General features: G+C 72.4%; 15 protein-coding genes. 6 read left to right on the top strand and 9 right to left on the bottom strand.

The window, feature by feature from the left end; translation table 11 throughout:
- The first annotated feature begins 69 nt into the window (after positions 1–69).
- From AB0M83_RS31200 to AB0M83_RS31180, 5 genes are all read left to right on the top strand, one after another.
- Positions 70–1,071, top strand: a complete 1,002-nt coding sequence (locus AB0M83_RS31200) for an SPFH domain-containing protein (protein WP_364522268.1) — start codon at positions 70–72, stop codon at positions 1,069–1,071.
- Positions 1,068–1,937, top strand: coding sequence for a hypothetical protein (locus tag AB0M83_RS31195; RefSeq protein WP_364522266.1), 870 nt, complete (start codon positions 1,068–1,070; stop codon positions 1,935–1,937). The genes AB0M83_RS31200 and AB0M83_RS31195 overlap by 4 nt, the downstream gene beginning before the upstream one ends.
- A gap of 243 nt (positions 1,938–2,180) precedes the next feature.
- On the top strand, positions 2,181–2,486 hold the full coding sequence (locus tag AB0M83_RS31190; protein ID WP_364522264.1) for a DUF6403 family protein: 306 nt from the start codon (positions 2,181–2,183) through the stop codon (positions 2,484–2,486).
- Complete coding sequence (locus AB0M83_RS31185; protein WP_364522262.1) at positions 2,479–3,804, top strand: hypothetical protein; 1,326 nt, start codon at positions 2,479–2,481, stop codon at positions 3,802–3,804. Before AB0M83_RS31190 ends, AB0M83_RS31185 begins: the two co-directional genes overlap by 8 nt.
- Positions 3,801–4,670, top strand: a complete 870-nt coding sequence (locus AB0M83_RS31180) for a hypothetical protein (RefSeq protein ID WP_364522260.1) — start codon at positions 3,801–3,803, stop codon at positions 4,668–4,670. The genes AB0M83_RS31185 and AB0M83_RS31180 overlap by 4 nt, the downstream gene beginning before the upstream one ends.
- Here AB0M83_RS31180 and AB0M83_RS31175 read toward each other — a convergent pair.
- Positions 4,658–6,880 carry a glycoside hydrolase family 15 protein gene (locus AB0M83_RS31175; RefSeq protein WP_364522258.1) on the bottom strand — a complete coding sequence of 741 codons (2,223 nt, stop codon included), beginning with the start codon at positions 6,878–6,880 and terminating at the stop codon, positions 4,658–4,660. The two genes, AB0M83_RS31180 and AB0M83_RS31175, sit on opposite strands and share 13 nt — an antisense overlap.
- A gap of 257 nt (positions 6,881–7,137) precedes the next feature.
- Complete coding sequence (locus AB0M83_RS31170; RefSeq protein WP_364522256.1) at positions 7,138–7,833, bottom strand: TetR/AcrR family transcriptional regulator; 696 nt, start codon at positions 7,831–7,833, stop codon at positions 7,138–7,140.
- An 88-nt stretch (positions 7,834–7,921) separates the two neighbouring features.
- Here AB0M83_RS31170 and AB0M83_RS31165 point away from each other — a divergent pair, with 88 nt between their 5' ends.
- A complete protein-coding gene (locus AB0M83_RS31165; RefSeq protein WP_364522254.1) occupies positions 7,922–8,917 on the top strand; it encodes an aldo/keto reductase in 996 nt (331 codons plus the stop codon).
- 47 nt (positions 8,918–8,964) lie between these two features.
- Here the strand turns inward: AB0M83_RS31165 and AB0M83_RS31160 are convergent, their stop codons facing one another.
- The 7 genes from AB0M83_RS31160 to AB0M83_RS31130 form a co-directional block, all read right to left on the bottom strand.
- The gene (locus tag AB0M83_RS31160; RefSeq protein ID WP_364522252.1) at positions 8,965–10,065 is read right to left on the bottom strand and encodes a glycerate kinase; all 1,101 of its coding nucleotides are present in this window, start codon (positions 10,063–10,065) and stop codon (positions 8,965–8,967) included.
- Positions 10,062–10,439 carry a gamma-glutamylcyclotransferase gene (locus tag AB0M83_RS31155; RefSeq protein ID WP_364522250.1) on the bottom strand — a complete coding sequence of 126 codons (378 nt, stop codon included), beginning with the start codon at positions 10,437–10,439 and terminating at the stop codon, positions 10,062–10,064. Before AB0M83_RS31155 ends, AB0M83_RS31160 begins: the two co-directional genes overlap by 4 nt.
- The gene (locus AB0M83_RS31150) at positions 10,430–11,896 is read right to left on the bottom strand and encodes an NCS2 family permease (protein WP_364522248.1); all 1,467 of its coding nucleotides are present in this window, start codon (positions 11,894–11,896) and stop codon (positions 10,430–10,432) included. Before AB0M83_RS31150 ends, AB0M83_RS31155 begins: the two co-directional genes overlap by 10 nt.
- A gap of 124 nt (positions 11,897–12,020) precedes the next feature.
- Positions 12,021–12,503, bottom strand: coding sequence for a nucleoside deaminase (locus AB0M83_RS31145; RefSeq protein WP_364522245.1), 483 nt, complete (start codon positions 12,501–12,503; stop codon positions 12,021–12,023).
- Position 12,504: 1 nt separating this feature from the next.
- Entirely contained in the window at positions 12,505–14,796 is a 2,292-nt protein-coding gene (gene pucD, locus AB0M83_RS31140) for a xanthine dehydrogenase subunit D (protein WP_364522243.1), read from the bottom strand.
- Positions 14,793–15,263, bottom strand: a complete 471-nt coding sequence (locus tag AB0M83_RS31135; protein WP_364522241.1) for a (2Fe-2S)-binding protein — start codon at positions 15,261–15,263, stop codon at positions 14,793–14,795. Before AB0M83_RS31135 ends, pucD begins: the two co-directional genes overlap by 4 nt.
- On the bottom strand, positions 15,254–16,123 hold the full coding sequence (locus AB0M83_RS31130) for an FAD binding domain-containing protein (protein WP_364522239.1): 870 nt from the start codon (positions 16,121–16,123) through the stop codon (positions 15,254–15,256). The genes AB0M83_RS31135 and AB0M83_RS31130 overlap by 10 nt, the downstream gene beginning before the upstream one ends.
- Between the last annotated feature and the right edge of the window lie 59 nt (positions 16,124–16,182).

Here is a 16,182-nt window from a genome sequence, read left to right as displayed (position 1 = left end):
CGCTAATCGTCAGCTTGACGATTAGCCCGTCGTCCGCATATCGTCACCTCGACGATAAGAGGAGGGCTCATGGCCGACATCGACCGCCGCTTCGGGTTCCGGCACCTGCGGGGCGCACCCACCGTGCACATCCGCCACTACCGCCGCGGCAAGCTCGCGCACGACGGCGTCGGGCTGTCGTTCTGGTACCGGCCGCTGACCGCGGTCGTCTCGGAGGTCCCGGTCGACGACCGCGAGCTGCCGCTGCTGTTCCACGCCCGCACGGCCGACTTCCAGGACGTCACCGTGCAGCTCGCGCTGACTTTCCGGATCGAGGACCCGGCGCTGGCCGCGCAGCGGATCGACTTCTCCATCGACCCGGACACCGGGCGCTGGAGAAGCGATCCCCTCGGCCAGATCAGCGGGCTGCTCACCGAGAACGTCCAGCAGTACGCCGTCGAGGTGCTGACCCGCACGCCCCTTGAGGAAGCGCTGGTCGACGGCGTGCGCGCGGTCCGCGACCGGATCCGCGCCGGGCTCGCCGAGGAGGACACCCGGCTCGCGCAGACCGGCTCGGCCGTCGTCGACGTCCGCGTCGTCGCCATCCGGGCCGAGCCGGAGGTCGAGAAGGCGCTGCAGACGACCGCGCGGGAGAAGGTGCAGCAGGAGGCCGACCGCGCGACGTTCGAACGTCGTGCGCTGGCCGTCGAACGCGAGCGGGCGATCGGCGAGAACGAGCTGCAAAGCCAGATCGAGCTGGCCCGTCGCGAGGAGCAGCTCGTCACCCAGCGCGGCGCGAACGCCCGGCGCCAGGCCGAAGAAGCCGCGGCGGCGAACCGGATCGAGACGGAGGCCCTGGCGTCGCGCAAGGAACGTCTCACGCTCGTGGAAGCCGAGGGCAAGCGGGCGCTGGGCGAGGCGAAGGCGGCGGGGGAAGCCGCCCGGCTGGCGGCCTACCGCGACCTGCCCGAGGGCGTCCTCACCGGGCTGGCGCTGAAGGAACTGGCCGGCAACCTGCCGCAGATCGACAGCCTGACGGTGACGCCGGACCTGCTCGCGCCGCTGCTGACGAAGCTGGGCGTGCGGTCGTGAGCCTCGCCCCGCGCGTCGTGCTGGTGCACCGGCGCACCGAACTGGACGAGCTGCTCGCCCGGCACGGCACGCGTGGCCAGGCGGAGTTCTTCCTCCGCACGCGCGGCCGTGACCTGGCCGAAGTGACCGAGGCGGACGCCGCCGTGCGCGCGGCGCTCGCCACCGCCTCGGCGGCGATCCCGCTGGACTGGCGCCGCGGCGAGGTCGAACGGGCGGACCTCGACCGGTTCCTGTTCACCCCCGAAGACGTCGTCGTGGTGGTCGGCCAGGACGGGCTGATCGCCAACGTCGCCAAGTACCTCGACGGCCAGCCGGTGATCGGCGTGACGCCCGGCGCGCCCGGGGTCCTAGTGCGCCACCCGCCGGCCGCCGTCGCGGATCTGGTGCGCTCGACCGGCGACGTCGAGCACCGCACGATGGCCGAGCTCACCTCGGACGACGGCCAGCGGCTGCTCGCGCTCAACGAGATCTACCTGGGCCACGCCGGGCACCAGACGGCCCGCTACCGGCTGGGGGTCGGTGGCGGGCCGGCGGAACGCCAGGCGTCGTCGGGGATCCTGGTCGGAACGGGCACCGGCGCGACCGGCTGGTGCGGGTCGGTGTGGCGGGAACGCGGGAGCGGGCTCCGGCTGCCGGCGCCCGGCGAGGCCCGGCTGGTCTGGTTCGTGCGCGAGGCGTGGCCGTCGCCGACGACCGGGACCACGTGCACCGAAGGGGATCTGACGTCGGCGCCGCTCACGGTCGAGGTCGAGTCCGACCGCCTGGTCGCGTTCGGCGACGGCCTCGAAGCCGACAAGGTCGCCCTCACCCGCGGCCAGACCGCGACGTTCGTCCCCGCCGCGAAGACGGTCCGCTTGGTCCGGTGACGGTCGGCTCGCGTACCCGGACGGTCGGCTCGCGTACCCGGAGAGTCGGCTCGCGTACCCGGACGGTCGGCTCGCGTACCTGGAGGGTCGGCTACCCGGACGGACGACACGCCGAGGGGGCATGTCGTCCGTCCACTCGTCCGGTGCTCGACTGGGACACAATGCGGCAACGTCGTCACATTCGCGGGCCCGGGCGGTCAAGATGACCTTCTCGCCGAAGATCGAAGTGCGAAGGTGACCGGGATGACGTGGCTCGTGTGGGTGCTCGGCGCGGTGGTGATCGCCGCCGCCGGGGTCGGGGTGGCCGCGTGGCCGTGGTGGCGGGACCGGGACCTGCGCCGGCGGACGGCCTGGTCGGCCGCGCGGGCGGCGATCGACAGCGCCGCCGTCAGCCGGGACGCCGCGTCCACTCCGCAGCCCGAGGCCGAGCAGCTGCTGGCCCGTGCCGAGACGATCGCGGCCGCGCACGGCGGCACGCGAGCGGCGCGGACCGCCGAAGACCACGCGCGGCGGGCCGATGTGCTCTGGCAGGCGACGGCCCGTGGCTGACCGGATTCGCTGGGTCCTGCTCGCGGCCGCCGGGGCCGTGCTCGTGACGTTCCTCCTCGTGCAGCAGCAAAGCACCAGCGTCAGCTACGGCCGGGCCCCCGCGAGCGGCGACCCGATCCCGGAGGGTTCGGCCGGCGAGCTGAGCGGCGCGACCGTCCCCTCGGCCGAGCAGCTGACGGCGATGGTCAAGGCCGCCCCCGTCGTGCGGCTGCCGGGTGCGATCGCGACCTGGGACGAAAAGGCCGTCCAGGCGGCGGCCGGGAGCGCCGGGGTCCGCATCCTCGTGGCCCCGCCGGGACTGCCGAAGGAGGCCCGGTCCCGGGTGAAGGACGTCGAGGACGCGACCGTCCAGGTGATCGGCACCGAGGTCACCGGCGGCGTCCTGCAGGCTTCGGCCGACCGCGCGTCCGAGTGGATCCGTCAGTTCGCCACCGGCGACGTCACGGAGTCGCTGACCACCCTGGTCGCCCACCTCAACCACCAGCCGGACGCCCCGGACCAGCCCGCCCTCGCCCGGCGCGACCCGGCTGCCGGCGAACTGGCCGAGGTCACCGCGGCGCTGCGCGGCACCGGCCGGTACGTCGCCCCGGGAGCGACCCTGGCGGACGTGCCCGCGACGACCGCCGCGTTCCCCGGCGCCCAGCCGTTGTACGTGGCCCTGCCGCAACAACCGGCCGGTCAGCCCTTGGTCCACTTCGGACCGGCGCTGGCGAAGGAGTTCCCCGGCCGCCCGATCGTCGCGATGTACGGCCAGTGGATCGAGTACGACGGGCCGTCGGCCGACGCGTTCGCGGACGTCGCGACGGCGAGCTTCTACGGCCAGTTCGCGGACCGGCTCAGCACCTACGCCTACCCGCAGCGCAACGTCCTGGGCGCGTGGCTCGACCGGGTCACGGCCATCCGCTACGCCGGGCTGTTCGACCGCCCGCTGCCTTACACCCCGTTCGACCCGCTCCGGGTCGCGCTGCCCGCGCTGCCGTGGCTGTTCGCCGCCTGCGCGCTCGGGTTCCTCGTCCTCTCGGCCCGCCGGGTGGTGCGCCCGGACCGGCCCGCCGGAACGGGCGTGCCGGCGCGCCTGGCCGGGCTGACCGCGCTCGCCGTCGAGATCTCGGGGCTGACCGGCGGCGCGTCGGCCGCCGCCCTGACCCGCGGGATCACGCAGCTGACGGCAGCTCGGGACGCCTTCACCGAAAAGCTGCCGGACCAGCACGTCCACGGCCTGCTCGACGCGGCCGAGGCGGACCTGGACAGCACGGCCGGGTTGCTGGGCCGCCCGGAGTACCGGCCGGCCGAGTACCTGCGAGGGAGGCTCGCGTGAAACGGTTCTTCCGCTCCGCGTTCGGGATCGCGGTGCTCGGCTGCCTGGTGCTGGCGGGCTGGGCGGTGTGGTCGGCGGGTGTGTTCGACGGTCCGGTCGCCCGGCAGCTGCGGTCGGCGTCGGTGTACGCCGCGCCCGGGATCACCCTCGACCGGCCGGCCGCGGAACGCGTGATCGGCAACCGCCGGCTGGTGGTGGGCTTCCTCGAGCCGGGCGCGGACCTCAGCGACGCGTGCGACAGCCTGGGCAGCGCCGCCGACGGCACCCTCGCCGTGATGCTCAGCCGGGACGGCGACGACTTCGAGAAGTACGGCTGTTCGCGATTGCCCGGGAGCGACGACGAGAACTTCGGGAAGGCGTTCGTCGCGGAGTCGATGATCGGCAACGGCATCGACGCCTTCGCCGACCGCCCGGTGGAAGCGCTGAAGGTGATGGTCGTCAACTACGACCTGCTGGTGCGCTCCGGCGCGATTCCCGACGGCGGCCGCACGGTCAGCCCCTCGCTGCCGCGGTACCTGGTCGCCGCGGCCGCGATCGGAGCGGTGCTCCTGGGCTCTGCGGCGCTCTACCTCACCGCGCGCCGGGCCACCCGGGTGTCACTGGCGAGGCGCGAACGCCGGGACGCGGAAGCGGACGAGCGGACCGAGCTCGCGGCGGCCGCGGCCGTGCTGGCCCAGGAGATCATCGACCTGGACCGGCGCTACGCCCGCCAGACGGGCACGAGCAAGTTCGCCCGGAGCTACCGGAGCCTCGTGTCGGACTACGCGAACCTGCTGCCGGACCTCGGCCGCGGGACCCCGGAGCTGCGGGCCCGGGTCGAGAAGCTGCTGACCCGGGCCCGCGTCCTGGCCGATCAGGTGCCGTAGCGCGACTTCACGATCGACGGCGTGTCGAGGTTGTGGCCCGCGTCCATGCTCTGCGCGAGCCGCAGGTACTGGCCCTCGGCCCACATCAGCGGACCCACGCTGCCCGTCGGGCGGCCCAGGCCGAAGCAGCCCACGTCGGCGCGGTCCCAGACCTGCTCGGGCACGAAGTAGCCATCGTTCGCCGAGTCCGCCATGGACTTCAGGTACACCGCCGCCGACCGGCCGTTGGCCAGCTCGTACTGCCCGCGCTCCCCCGACAGCACCGGCCACAGCCGCCCGAACCGCTGACTGCCGCCGGCGGGCCAGCCGGTGCAGGCCGTGGTGCTCTCGCCGTAGTTGTCGTGCGGGTAGCGGTGGAAGTAGACGTCGCCGTTGGGCAGCGTCACCTGCATCGCCGAGTTGCCGTCGGACGCCGCCGCGGTCGGCGCGACCGAGTTCGCGATCGTGGCGTCCCCGGCCGGGCGGATGCCGAGCCGCACCAGGTCGAGGAAGCCGAAGTCGGTCACGTCGTGTTCGTAGAAGCAGCCTTCGTCGAAGCAGATCGTCGCGCCGTCGTTGGGGTTCCCGGCGCGGTCGAGCCGTTCGTAGTAGGTGTGCCCGCCCCAGTAGCCGGACGTCGTCACGGTCCAGCCGGCCAGGGAGTTGCGCCACGAGTCCGCCGTGGACTCCCACGACGTCGCGCTCGCGGTGTCGCCGTTGGCCCGGGCGAGGGCGCCCGCGGCGATCAGCCCGGCGATCTCGGCCGCCACCGACGACGGCGACTTGCCGTACTGCTCCTCCCACCGCTCGGTGGTGTCCGGGCCGGTCGCGACGATGTGGTTCGCGGTCGTCTTGACCTTGGCGTAGGTCGAGGCGTCGGTGAGGCCGGTCAGCCAGGCCAGCAGGATCGCGTCGGCGTCCTGGTCGAGCTGTTCGCAGCAGCCGAGCTGCTGGGCACTGGCACCGGCGACGCCGGAAACCGGGCTGTAGCGCGGGAAGGACCCCGCCGGGTACGTCATGCCGTCGCCCGCGGTGGGACTGCCGATCCACTGGGAGTTCCAGAGGAACTGGGCCATCCGCTTGGCCTGCGCGCTGTCGCCGGCGGCCAGCAGGCCGGTCGCCTGCTGGTAGAGGTCGCGGCCCCAGACGCGGTGGTAGCCGTCGTTGAGCTGGTCTCCGTTGGTGAAGGTGCCCCACGGTGTCGCGAGGCCCGCCACGCTCGCGCCGGGGTGCTGCTTGTCCTCCGCGGTCTTGAGCGCCATCGCCGCGACGTAGTAGGCGCGACGCCGTTGCGTGTCCCCGGAAACGCTGGCGGGCGCGGGTTTCAGCCCGCCCACATAGGAGTTCCAGCCGCTGCGGTACGACGTCGCCACGGCGGAGAACCCGCTGCTCAGCGACCCGCTCGCGGCCGAAGTGGCGGCCGCCGCGGTACCGCCGTAGCCGAGGGCGACGGTGAACGTCGTGTCCGTGCCGACCGGGATCTGCCCACACTGGACGACGTTGCCGGTGCCGGCGATGTTGTCGAACTGGTTGTTCAGGGTCTTGTCGGCGCGCAGGTCGACCAGGCAGTCGCTGCCCGCGCCGCTGTAGCCGTTGTCGTGCGCGGTGAACCCGGTCGAAACGCGCAGTGCGGAGACGACCGTGGTGGCCACGCCGCCGAACAGCGTCTCGGTGCCGCCGGCCAGCAGGCCGCTGCCGTCCCACCAGGCGTTGTCGTTGGCGCCGCCGCCGGCCATCGACGGGTTGGCCAGGAGGTAGAGGCGGTAGTTGCCGCCGTCCAGGGATTGGAAGCGGGTGTTGCGGACGAGCGTCGAGCGGGCCGGGTCGGTGACGTAGTCGGTCGTGATGCGGTACTTCCCGCTCTTGGCCGTGTTCGTGACGGTGTACTGCAGGGCCTTCTCGTCGGGCATCGACACGACGTGGTTCGTCGCGTCGCGCTCCAGGTCCACGAAGCTGCTGCCGTCGGTGACCACGAACTGCATGTCCTGCATGTTGGGGACGTCGGCGCGGGGGTAGAAGACCTCGGACGTGACGCCGTCGGCCACGGTGAACCAGACCGGGCTGGTCGTCGTGGTCGAGGTTCCGAGGGCGGACTTGTTGCCCGTTGCCCAGGATGCTCCGCCTCCGCAGCAGTCCGTTGCGGTGCCGGTTGCCAGTGCTGTGCCGGGGAGTGCGCCGGCTAGGAGGACTCCTGCTCCGGCGCAGGCCAGGACTGCTTTCCACCTGATCATCGGGACCCTCCGACGGCTCTGTCGTCAATATGTTGTGGGTCGCAACATATTGGGCCTCGGCGGGGTGACAAGCAATGTCCGATCGTTCTGGATCGATCCAGGTCTGGGCCGGATGGGTGCTCGGTCGACGCTCGGTCTCCGCCACCCCGAAGCCGGATTGTGACTACGGCCGACAGCTCCGGCCCTGCCGGCCGTGTTCTGGCTTCGGATCGGGGTTGCGGGGGGGTCTGGGTGTTAGCCCCTTCGGGGCCGGTTGCTTACGCGTCGGCTATGCGGTCCAGCCACTCCGCCAGCAGCACCCGCTCGGCTTCGCTCAGCACCGCCGCGCCGTCGAGACCTGCGCGCAACGCGATCGCCCGCTCCGGGAGGTTGGAGCCGGCTGGCTCTTCGGGGCCGGTGAGGATGCGGCTCAACACCGTCTCGCGGGCCGTCGTTGACAGCTCGGGGTCGCGGTCTGCCTCCGGTGTTGCGATCAGGTTGAGGACCACGCCCATGCCCGTCGCGTGGACCAGCCGCGCCGCGCGTTCGACGCTCACCCGCAGCCGACCGGCTTCTGCCACTCGCTCGATGATGCTCCGCAGCATCGCTTCGGCCTCGCGGGCGGCCGGGGATGTGCGGCCGGGGCGCGCGTCGCCGTACATCAGCACGTAGAACTCCGGGCGCGATAGGCCGAACTCGACGTGCAGGTCCCAGCCTCGGCGGAGATCCTCGACCGCGTCGCCCGTGGACCCCAGCTCGCGCTTGCTTGTCAGGTACTCGTCGAACCCGTACGCGGCGACCGCGTCGAGCAGGCCGTCCTTGTCGCCGAAGAGGCGGTACAGCGCCGGTGGCTGGACGCCCGCCGCCGCGCTCACCGCGCGCGTCGAGAGGCCGTCGCGCCCCTCTGCCACCAGCAGCGCCGCTGCCGCTTCGAGGATGCGCTCGCGGGTGTCCGTCGCCGTCTTCGTTGCCATGGTTCCAATGGTAACAAATCTCCAGTAGCACTCGTTTGATATCGGTGATACGGTCATTCGGGTATCAACGGAAACAGGGAGAGACCCCATGCACACCCGCACCCTCGGCCGGACCGGTCCGGCCGTCAGCGCCCTCGGCCTCGGCCTGATGGGCATGTCCGACCTCTACGGCCCGGCCGATGAGACCGAGTCGGTCGCGACGATCCACGCCGCCCTCGACGCCGGCGTGACCCTGCTCGACACCGGCGACTTCTACGGCATGGGCCACAACGAACTGCTGCTGCGTGACGCGCTCCGGGGCCGCAGCCGCGAGAAGGCGGTGATCAGCGTCAAGTTCGGCGCGCTGCGCGGCCCGGACGGCAGCTGGCTGGGCAACGACGGCCGCCCGGACGTCGTCAAGACGTTCCTCGCCTACAGCCTGCGCCGCCTCGGCACCGATCACATCGACGTCTACCGCCCGGCCCGGCTGGACCCGACCGTGCCGATCGAAGAGCAGGTCGGCGCGCTGGCCGAGCTGGTTCAGGCGGGGTACATCCGGCACATCGGCCTGTCCGAGGTCGGCGCGGAGACCCTGCGCCGCGCCGCCGCCGTGCACCCGATCTCCGACCTGCAGATCGAGTATTCGCTGCTGTCGCGCGGGATCGAGGCCGACATCCTGCCCACCGCGCGCGAACTGGGCGTCGGCGTCACCGCGTACGGCGTCCTTTCCCGCGGCCTGCTCAGCGGGCACTGGACGCCGTCGCGCGAACTGAGCGCGGCCGACTTCCGCGGCTACAGCCCGCGGTTCCAGGGCGAGAACCTCGACCGCAACCTGGCGCTGGCCGACGCCCTCGGCAAGCTCGCCGCCGCCAAGGGCGTCACGACCGCGCAGCTCGCCATCGCGTGGGTCGCCGCGCAGGGCGAGGACATCGTCCCGCTGGTCGGCGCCCGCACGCGGGCCCGGCTGGCCGAGTCCCTGGGCACCGCCGACGTCGAGCTGACGGCCGGCGACCTGGCCGCGATCGAGGCCGCCGTCCCGGCCGGCGCCGCGGCGGGCGACCGCTACGCCGCCGCCATGCTGGAGCACCTGGACAGCGAGAAGTAAGCCCGTGAATGTCGCATCGAGGGACTCTACGTCCCTCAATGCGACATTCACGGATTTACGTGGTCGGCCGCGACGCGGTGGGCGAGGCGGCGCAGCAGGGGCGCCGCCTCCGCCATGCACCGCGCCGGGTCCGGTTCGAGGTCGGTCAACGCGTACGCGGCCGAAATGCCCGTGCCGGCCAGCTCCACAGTGGACAGCTGACAGCGACCGGACACCGCGACGCAGGGAATGCCCTTCGCCGCCGCGGCGCGGGCCACCCCCGCCGGGGCCTTGCCGGACAGCGTCTGCCGGTCCAGGGATCCCTCGCCGGTGACGACCAGCGAGGCCCCGGACAGGGCCGCGTCGAAACCGAGCAGGTCGAGCAGCAGCTCGATGCCCGGCCGCATCCGGGCGCCCAGCACGGCCATCGCGGCGAAGCCCACTCCCCCGGCGGCCCCGGCACCGGGCCGCTCGGCGAACTCCGGCCCGGCATGGGACGCCCAGTGCCGTAGTGCGGCGTCCAGCGTCTCGACGTCGGCGGGCGACGCCCCCTTCTGTGGCCCGTAGACGGACGCGGCCCCGCGCGGGCCGTAGAGCGGGTTGTCGACGTCGCTCGCCAATTCGATGTCCACTGCGGACAGGTCCAAACGGGACAGATCCAGCGAAGCCAGCTGGGACAAGGCCGCCCCGCCGGGCGGGAGGTCCCGGCCGGCGCTGTCCAGCAGCCGGGCACCGAGTGCGGCCAGCATGCCCGCGCCGCCGTCGGTGCACGCACTGCCACCGACGCCCAGCACGACCCGGCGGCACCCGGCCCGCACCGCGGCGGACAGGACGTCGCCGGTGCCGGCGCTGGTCGCGGTGAGCGGCGCCGGCGCTCCGGGCAGCCGGTGCAGCCCGGACGCCTCCGCCAGCTCGACGACGGCGGTGTCCCCGCGGACCGCGTAGGACGCCGTCACCGGCAGGCCGGTCGGGCCGCGCGCCGGTACTCGCACCCGGCGGAACCCGGCGGCGACGGCGGCGTCCACCGTGCCGTCGCCGCCGTCGGCCACCGGCAGGGCCTGCACCGCGAGGGCGGGGCGGACGTCGGCGAGGCCGGCAGCCACCGCCGACGCCACCTCGGCCGCGGTCAGCGACCCCTTGAACTTGTCCGGCGCGACCAGGACCTTCACGCGCTCGCCTTGTAGGCCCGCCAGTCGCCGACCTCGGTGATGTCGCGCAACGCCACGTGCGAGGTGTAGGGCCGCCGCAGCAGCATGGCGAACGCCGAACTGCCGTCCGCCAGTTCCACCACCCCGAGTTCCAGCTCGTGCGGCTCGGACGGCAGCACCTTGTCCCGCAGGTCGTCCAGCGAGACGTCGTAGACCTCGCCGGTCACCGCCGCGCCGCCGTGCGACACCGGGTACAGCGCCGGGCACTGGTCGCCGACGGCGTAGAACCGGTACTTCGGCGCGGTCTCCGCCGTCGAGACGAACGGCGAGCCGTCGAGGAGGTGGTGCAGGGGTTCGCCGCGCATGGCGCCGCCGTTGAAGAACATCAGGGCCACGGGGATTCTCCTAAGCGGAAGAGGGCTTCGACGCCGTCGACGGCGAAGTACACCGCGAACACCAGCGCCAGCAGGGAAAGCAGCCAGCCGGCCTCGCGCCACTTGCCACGGCCGATCTTGATCAGCACGAACGCGATCAGGCCGGCGCCGACGCCGTTGGTGATCGAGTAGGTGAACGGGATCAGCGCGGCGGTCAGGAACACCGGGATCGTGTAGTCCGGGTCGTTCCACGGGATGTTCCGGCACTGCGCGACCATCATGCCGCCGATGACCACCAGCGCGGGCGCCGCGGCCTGCGCCGGGACGACCCCCGCCAACGGCGTGAACAGCAGCGTCCCGGCGAACAGCAGCCCGGTGACGACGCTCGCGAGACCCGTCCGGGCGCCTTCACCCACCCCGGCCGCGGACTCGAGGAACACCGTGTTCGGCGACGAGCCGGTGACCCCGCCCGCGATCGCGCCCGCGCCGTCGACCAGCAGGATCCGGCCCATCCGCGGCACCTTGCCGTTCTTCGACAGCCCGGCCTCGTCGGAGACGCTGGTGATCGTGCCCATCGCGTCGAAGAACCCGGACAGCACCAGCGTGAACAGGAACACCGTGGCCGCGAGCGCGCCGGCCGAGGCGAACCCGCCGAAGAGGTCGATGTGGCCGAAGAGCCCGAAGTCCGGTGCCGCGACGACGTGGTCGGGCAGCGCCGGGGCAGTGAGGCCCCAGCCGCCGACACCGAACCCCTCGTGCAGCACGACGGCGAACACCGTCGCCACGCCGATGCTGATCAGCACCGCCCCCGGGACCTTGCGGGCCATCAGCACGATCATCAGCAGCAGACCGAAGCAGAACACGACGATCGGCCAGCCGTGCAGGTGCCCGCTCGCCCCGAGGCGCACCGGAACCGTGGTCTGCGCCGCGTCCGGCATCCGGGTCACGAACCCGGCGCTGACCAGCCCGACCAGCGCGATGTAGAGCCCGATCCCGACGGTGATCGCCATCTTGAGCGGCCGCGGGATGGCGTTCATGATCCGCTCGCGGACCCCGCTGACGGCCATCAGCACGATGCAGACGCCCTCCAGCACGACCAGGCCGAACGCCTGCGCCCAGGTCATCGACGGCGCCATCTGGAACGCGACGATCCCGTTGATGCCGAGGCCGGCGGCCAGCGCGAGCGGCGCGTTGCCGACGACGCCCATGAGGATGGTCATCACCGCGGCGGCGAGCGCGGTCGCCGTGGTCACCTGCGCGGCCGACAGCCGGGCGCCGGTGATGTCGGCGGAGGCGCCGAGGATGAGCGGGTTCAGCAGCACGATGTAGGCCATCGCGACGAACGTCGTGACGCCGCCGCGGACTTCGCGGCCGACGGTGCTCTGCCGGGCGCGTAGCTCGAACAGCTTGTCCAGCAGGGATCGGCGTTGCGGGGGTACTTCGTCGAGCTCGGGTTCGTGGATCTCTACCTGGGTCATGCGTCCTGCCCTTGCCGGTGGGGGTGCTCGGCCAGGCCAAGGCACAACGCCGTGCCTGGGCGAGCGGGACGTTCGATTCGGTTGTGCTCCGGTCAGCTGGCCTTGTGGGTCAGAAGTCGGCGGATCAGTAGTCGGTGCGGTCGGCCTTGTCGAGCCAGGCCGCGAAGGGAGCGAAACCGTCCTTCGTGGACAGCCGGGTCACGGGCACCGTCCACGTTTCGCGCGGACGGTCGAAAAGCTCGTAGAAGGCGCGGTCGTCGAAGCCGGCCTTGGCCGCGTCGTCGCGGTCGGCGGCGAAGAGGACCTTGTCGACGCGCGCCCACAGCGCCGAGGACAGGCACATCGGGCACGGCTCGCAGCTGGAGACGAGCACGCAGCCGTCCAGCTTGAACGTGCCGAGCGCCTGGCAGGCCGCCCGGATCGCGACGACTTCGGCGTGCGCGGTCGGGTCGAGGTTCGCGGTGACGCGGTTGACGCCGGTCGAGACGATCTCGCCGTCCTTGACGATCAGCGCGCCGAACGGGCCGCCGCCGTTCGCGACGTTGGTCTCCGCGATGCGGACGGCTTCGTCAAGCCATTCGGTCTCGGCGGAAATCGACGTGGTCATCTCAGACTCCAGTGATGTGTTCGGGGCGGATGGGGACGCGCGGCAGCTCGAGGCCGGTGGCCGCGCGGATGGCGTTGGCGATCGCCGGCGTGGCGGAGATCGTGGGTGGTTCGCCGACGCCGCGGACGCCGTAAGGCGCGTGCGGGTCGGGCCGCTCGAGGACGTCGACGCGCATCGGCGGCATGTCGAGGATGGTCGGGATGAGGTAGTCGGTGAACGACGGGTTCCGCACCTTGCCGTCCTCGACCAGGATCTCCTCCATCACGGCGAGGCCGAGGCCCTGGGCCGAGCCGCCCTGGATCTGGGCGACGACGGCGTCGGGGTTCATCGCCTTGCCGACGTCCTGGGCGCAGTCGAGCTGGACCACCTTGACGAGGCCGAGGTCCAGGTCGACGTCGACCACCGCGCGGTGCGCCGAGAAGCCGTACTGGACGTGGGCGTCGCCCTGCCCGGTCTCCGGGTCCAGGGGGTAGGTCGGGCGGTGGTGGAACTCGCGGGTCTCCTCGATCGCCGTGTCCCCGAGCAGTTCGGCCAGGTCCGCGACGACTTCGCCGTCGGCCGCGACGACCTTCCCGCCGGTGAGGGACATGCCTTCGGAAGGCACTCCGAGCCGCGCGTAGACCGCCTCGGCGACCGCGCGGCAGGCGTTGCGGACCGCGCCGCCGGTCACGTACGTCTGACGTGACGCGGAGCTGGAGCCGGCGTCGCCGACACTCGTGTCGGCCGGGTGCACGCTCACCCGCGTCAGGCCCAGTTCGGTGCGGGCGATCTGCTGCTGCAGCGTCACCAGGCCCTGGCCGACCTCGGCCGCGGCGGTGTGCACCATCGCCACCGGCTCGCCGCCGAGCACCTCGAGCCGGACGCGGGCGGTCGAGTAGTCGTCGAGGCCTTCGGCGTAGGAGATGTTCTTGATGGTGACGCCGTAGCCGACACCGCGGACGACGCCTTCGCCGTGGGTGGTGTTGGACGCGCCGCCGGGCAGCTCGCGGATGTCGCGCTCGCCGGTGGGCTCGGGCGGCAGCGGCAGGTCGCGCACCCGCTGGACCAGCTCGGCGACCGGCGCCGGGAAGTCGACCACCTGCCCGGTGACCACAGTGGACCCTTCGCTCAGCGCGTTGCGGATCCGCAGCTCGGCCGGGTCCATGCCCAGCGCCGTGGCGAGCTTGTCCATCTGGGACTCGTACGCGAAGGTCGGCTGGACCGCGCCGAGCCCGCGCATCGCGCCGCACGTCGGGTTGTTCGTGTAGACGCCCCAGCCTTCGATGTGGGCGTTCGGCACATCGTAGGGTCCGACGCTGAGCGTGGTGCCGTTGCCGACCACCACCGGGGTCTTGGACGCGTACGCGCCGCCGTCGAAGTACAGCTTCGCCCGGACGTAGACGAGCTTGCCGTCCTTCGTCGCGCCGTGCTCGTAGTACATCTTCGCGGGGTGGCGGTGGACGTGCCCGAAGAACGATTCCAGGCGGTTGTAGCTCATCTTCACCGGGCGTCCGGTGCGCAGGGCCAGCATGCACGAATGGATCTGCATGGACAGGTCCTCGCGGCCGCCGAACGCGCCGCCGACGCCGGACAGCGTCAGCCGCACCTTCTCCAGGGGCAGACCCAGAGCCTTCGCGGTCTGGCGCTGGTCGACGTGCAGCCACTGGGTCGCCAGGTAGAGGTCGACGCCGCCGTCTTCGGCCGGCACCGCGAGCCCGGACTCCGGGCCGAGGAACGCCTGGTCCTGCATGCCGATCTCGTAGACACCGGCCACGACGACGTCCGCGGTCGCGGCCGGATCGCCCTTGACGATCCGCTGGTGGCGGACCAAGTTCCCGCCCGGGTGCAGCTTCGGCAGGGAGTCGTCGTGCGCGGCGCGCTCGGGGTCGGTGATCGGCTCGAGGACGTCGTACTCGACGACGATCTCCTTGAGCGCCTGCCGCGCGATCTCCGGGTGGTCGGCGGCGAGGATCGCGACCGGCTCGCCCTGGTAGCGGACCAGGTCTGAGGCCAGCGCCGGGGTGTCCTGGAACTTGAGCCCGTAGACGTTCTCGCCAGGGACGTCCTCGTGGGTCAGCACCGCGTGCACCCCCGGCTGGGCCAGCGCCCGGGAGACGTCGAGGCGGACGATCCGGGCGTGCGGGTGCGGGCTGCGCAGCGTGGCGCCCCACAGCATGTCCTCGTGCCACAGGTCGGAGGAGTAGGCAAACTCGCCACGGACCTTGAGCGTGCCGTCCGGGCGCAGCGGGCTCTCGCCGATGCCGCCGGCGATCGTGTCGTGCAGCTCCTGCGAGGAGCGGGCCGGGGCGCTCATCGGAGCGCCTTCTTCGCGGCGGCGTCGCGGACGGCGTCCAGGATCTTCTCGTAGCCGGTGCAGCGGCAGAGGTTGCCGGCGAGGGCCTCGCGGATTTCGACGTCGCTGGGGTCGGGGACGCGCTCGATCAGGTCGTGCGCGGCGACCAGCAGGCCGGGCGTGCAGAAGCCGCACTGGACGGCGCCTTGCCCGACGAACGCCTCCTGCACCGGGTCCAGGGCGTCTCCGGAAGCGAGCCCTTCGACCGTCACGACGTCCCGGCCCTCGGCCTGGCCGGCCGCGACCAGGCACGCGCACGCCGGCACGCCGTCGAGGTAGACCGTGCACGAACCGCATTCGCCCTGCTCACAGGCGTTCTTCGAGCCCGGCAGGCCGAGCCGCTCACGCAGCACGTAGAGCAGGCTTTCGCCCTCCCAGACGTTGTCCGCCCGGCGGTGCTCGCCGTTGACGGTGACGTTCACGCGCACTTCGCGCTCCCTTCGCAGTATTCGCCCCAGGCCCAGGTCAGCGTGCGCCGCGCCATCACGCTCAGCGCGTGACGGCGGTACGCGGCACTCCCCCGGACGTCGTCGATCGGCGCGGCGGCCGACGCGACCAGGTCGCCGAAGCGGCGCTTCACCGAGTCGTTGAGGGCTTTCGGGGCGTCCCAGTCCAGCTCGCCGGCCAGGAATTCTTCGGCGTCGAAGGCCCGGCGGGGTGTGGGCGCGGCCGAGCCGACGCCGGTGCCGACGCGCTTTTCCGACGGGTGCAGCGCCAGCCCGAAGGCGGCGACGGCGATGACCATGGCGTTGCGGGTGCCGATCTTGCTGAACTGCTGCGGCCCGGTGGCCGGAGCTAGCAGCACGGCCGTGATCAGCTCGTCCGGCTCCAGGACGTTCTTCTTCACCCCGACGTAGAAGTCTTTCGCCGCAACGATCCGGGTGCCGCGGACCGAAGCGATCTCGACCTCGGCGTCGGCGGCCAGGAGCGCCGGGTGCGAGTCGCCCGCCGGCGAAGCCGCGCCGAGATTGCCACCGACGGAACCGCGGTTGCGGATCTGCGGGGAGCCGACGGTCCGCGAAGCCATCGCCAAGCCGGGCAGCTGGCTGCCCAGCTCGGTGATGATCCGGGTGTAGGGCACGGCCGCGCCGAGCCGGATCCGGCCGCCGTCGGTGCCGTGCTCGTGGAGTTCGGCGACGCGGCCGAGGTCGAGCAGGGCGCCGGGACGGCGGTGGTCGAAGTTGAGCTCGACCATCACGTCCGTGCCGCCGGCGATCGGGACCGCACCGGGGCTCGCGGCCTTCGCGGCGAGCGCGTCGGCCAGCGTGGCGGGTCGGAGGAATTCCACTGTGGACGTCCTTTCGGGGCTGCTTCGGCAAGAAGTACACACGCTGGAGTGTGGCCGGG

The sequence above is a fragment of the Amycolatopsis sp. NPDC051106 genome (assembly GCF_040682775.1).
Classification (GTDB): domain Bacteria; phylum Actinomycetota; class Actinomycetes; order Mycobacteriales; family Pseudonocardiaceae; genus Amycolatopsis.
This window is presented reverse-complemented; position numbering and strand designations above follow the sequence as displayed.

Coding starts and splice junctions, on each gene's coding strand:
- AB0M83_RS31200 (WP_364522268.1), top strand. CDS start 70: ATGGCCGACATCGACCGCCGCTTCGGGTTCCGGCACCTGCGGGGCGCA.
- AB0M83_RS31190 (WP_364522264.1), top strand. CDS start 2,181: ATGACGTGGCTCGTGTGGGTGCTCGGCGCGGTGGTGATCGCCGCCGCC.
- AB0M83_RS31175 (WP_364522258.1), bottom strand. CDS start 6,880: ATGATCAGGTGGAAAGCAGTCCTGGCCTGCGCCGGAGCAGGAGTCCTC.
- AB0M83_RS31170 (WP_364522256.1), bottom strand. CDS start 7,833: ATGGCAACGAAGACGGCGACGGACACCCGCGAGCGCATCCTCGAAGCG.
- AB0M83_RS31165 (WP_364522254.1), top strand. CDS start 7,922: ATGCACACCCGCACCCTCGGCCGGACCGGTCCGGCCGTCAGCGCCCTC.
- AB0M83_RS31150 (WP_364522248.1), bottom strand. CDS start 11,896: ATGACCCAGGTAGAGATCCACGAACCCGAGCTCGACGAAGTACCCCCG.
- AB0M83_RS31145 (WP_364522245.1), bottom strand. CDS start 12,503: ATGACCACGTCGATTTCCGCCGAGACCGAATGGCTTGACGAAGCCGTC.
- pucD (WP_364522243.1), bottom strand. CDS start 14,796: ATGAGCGCCCCGGCCCGCTCCTCGCAGGAGCTGCACGACACGATCGCC.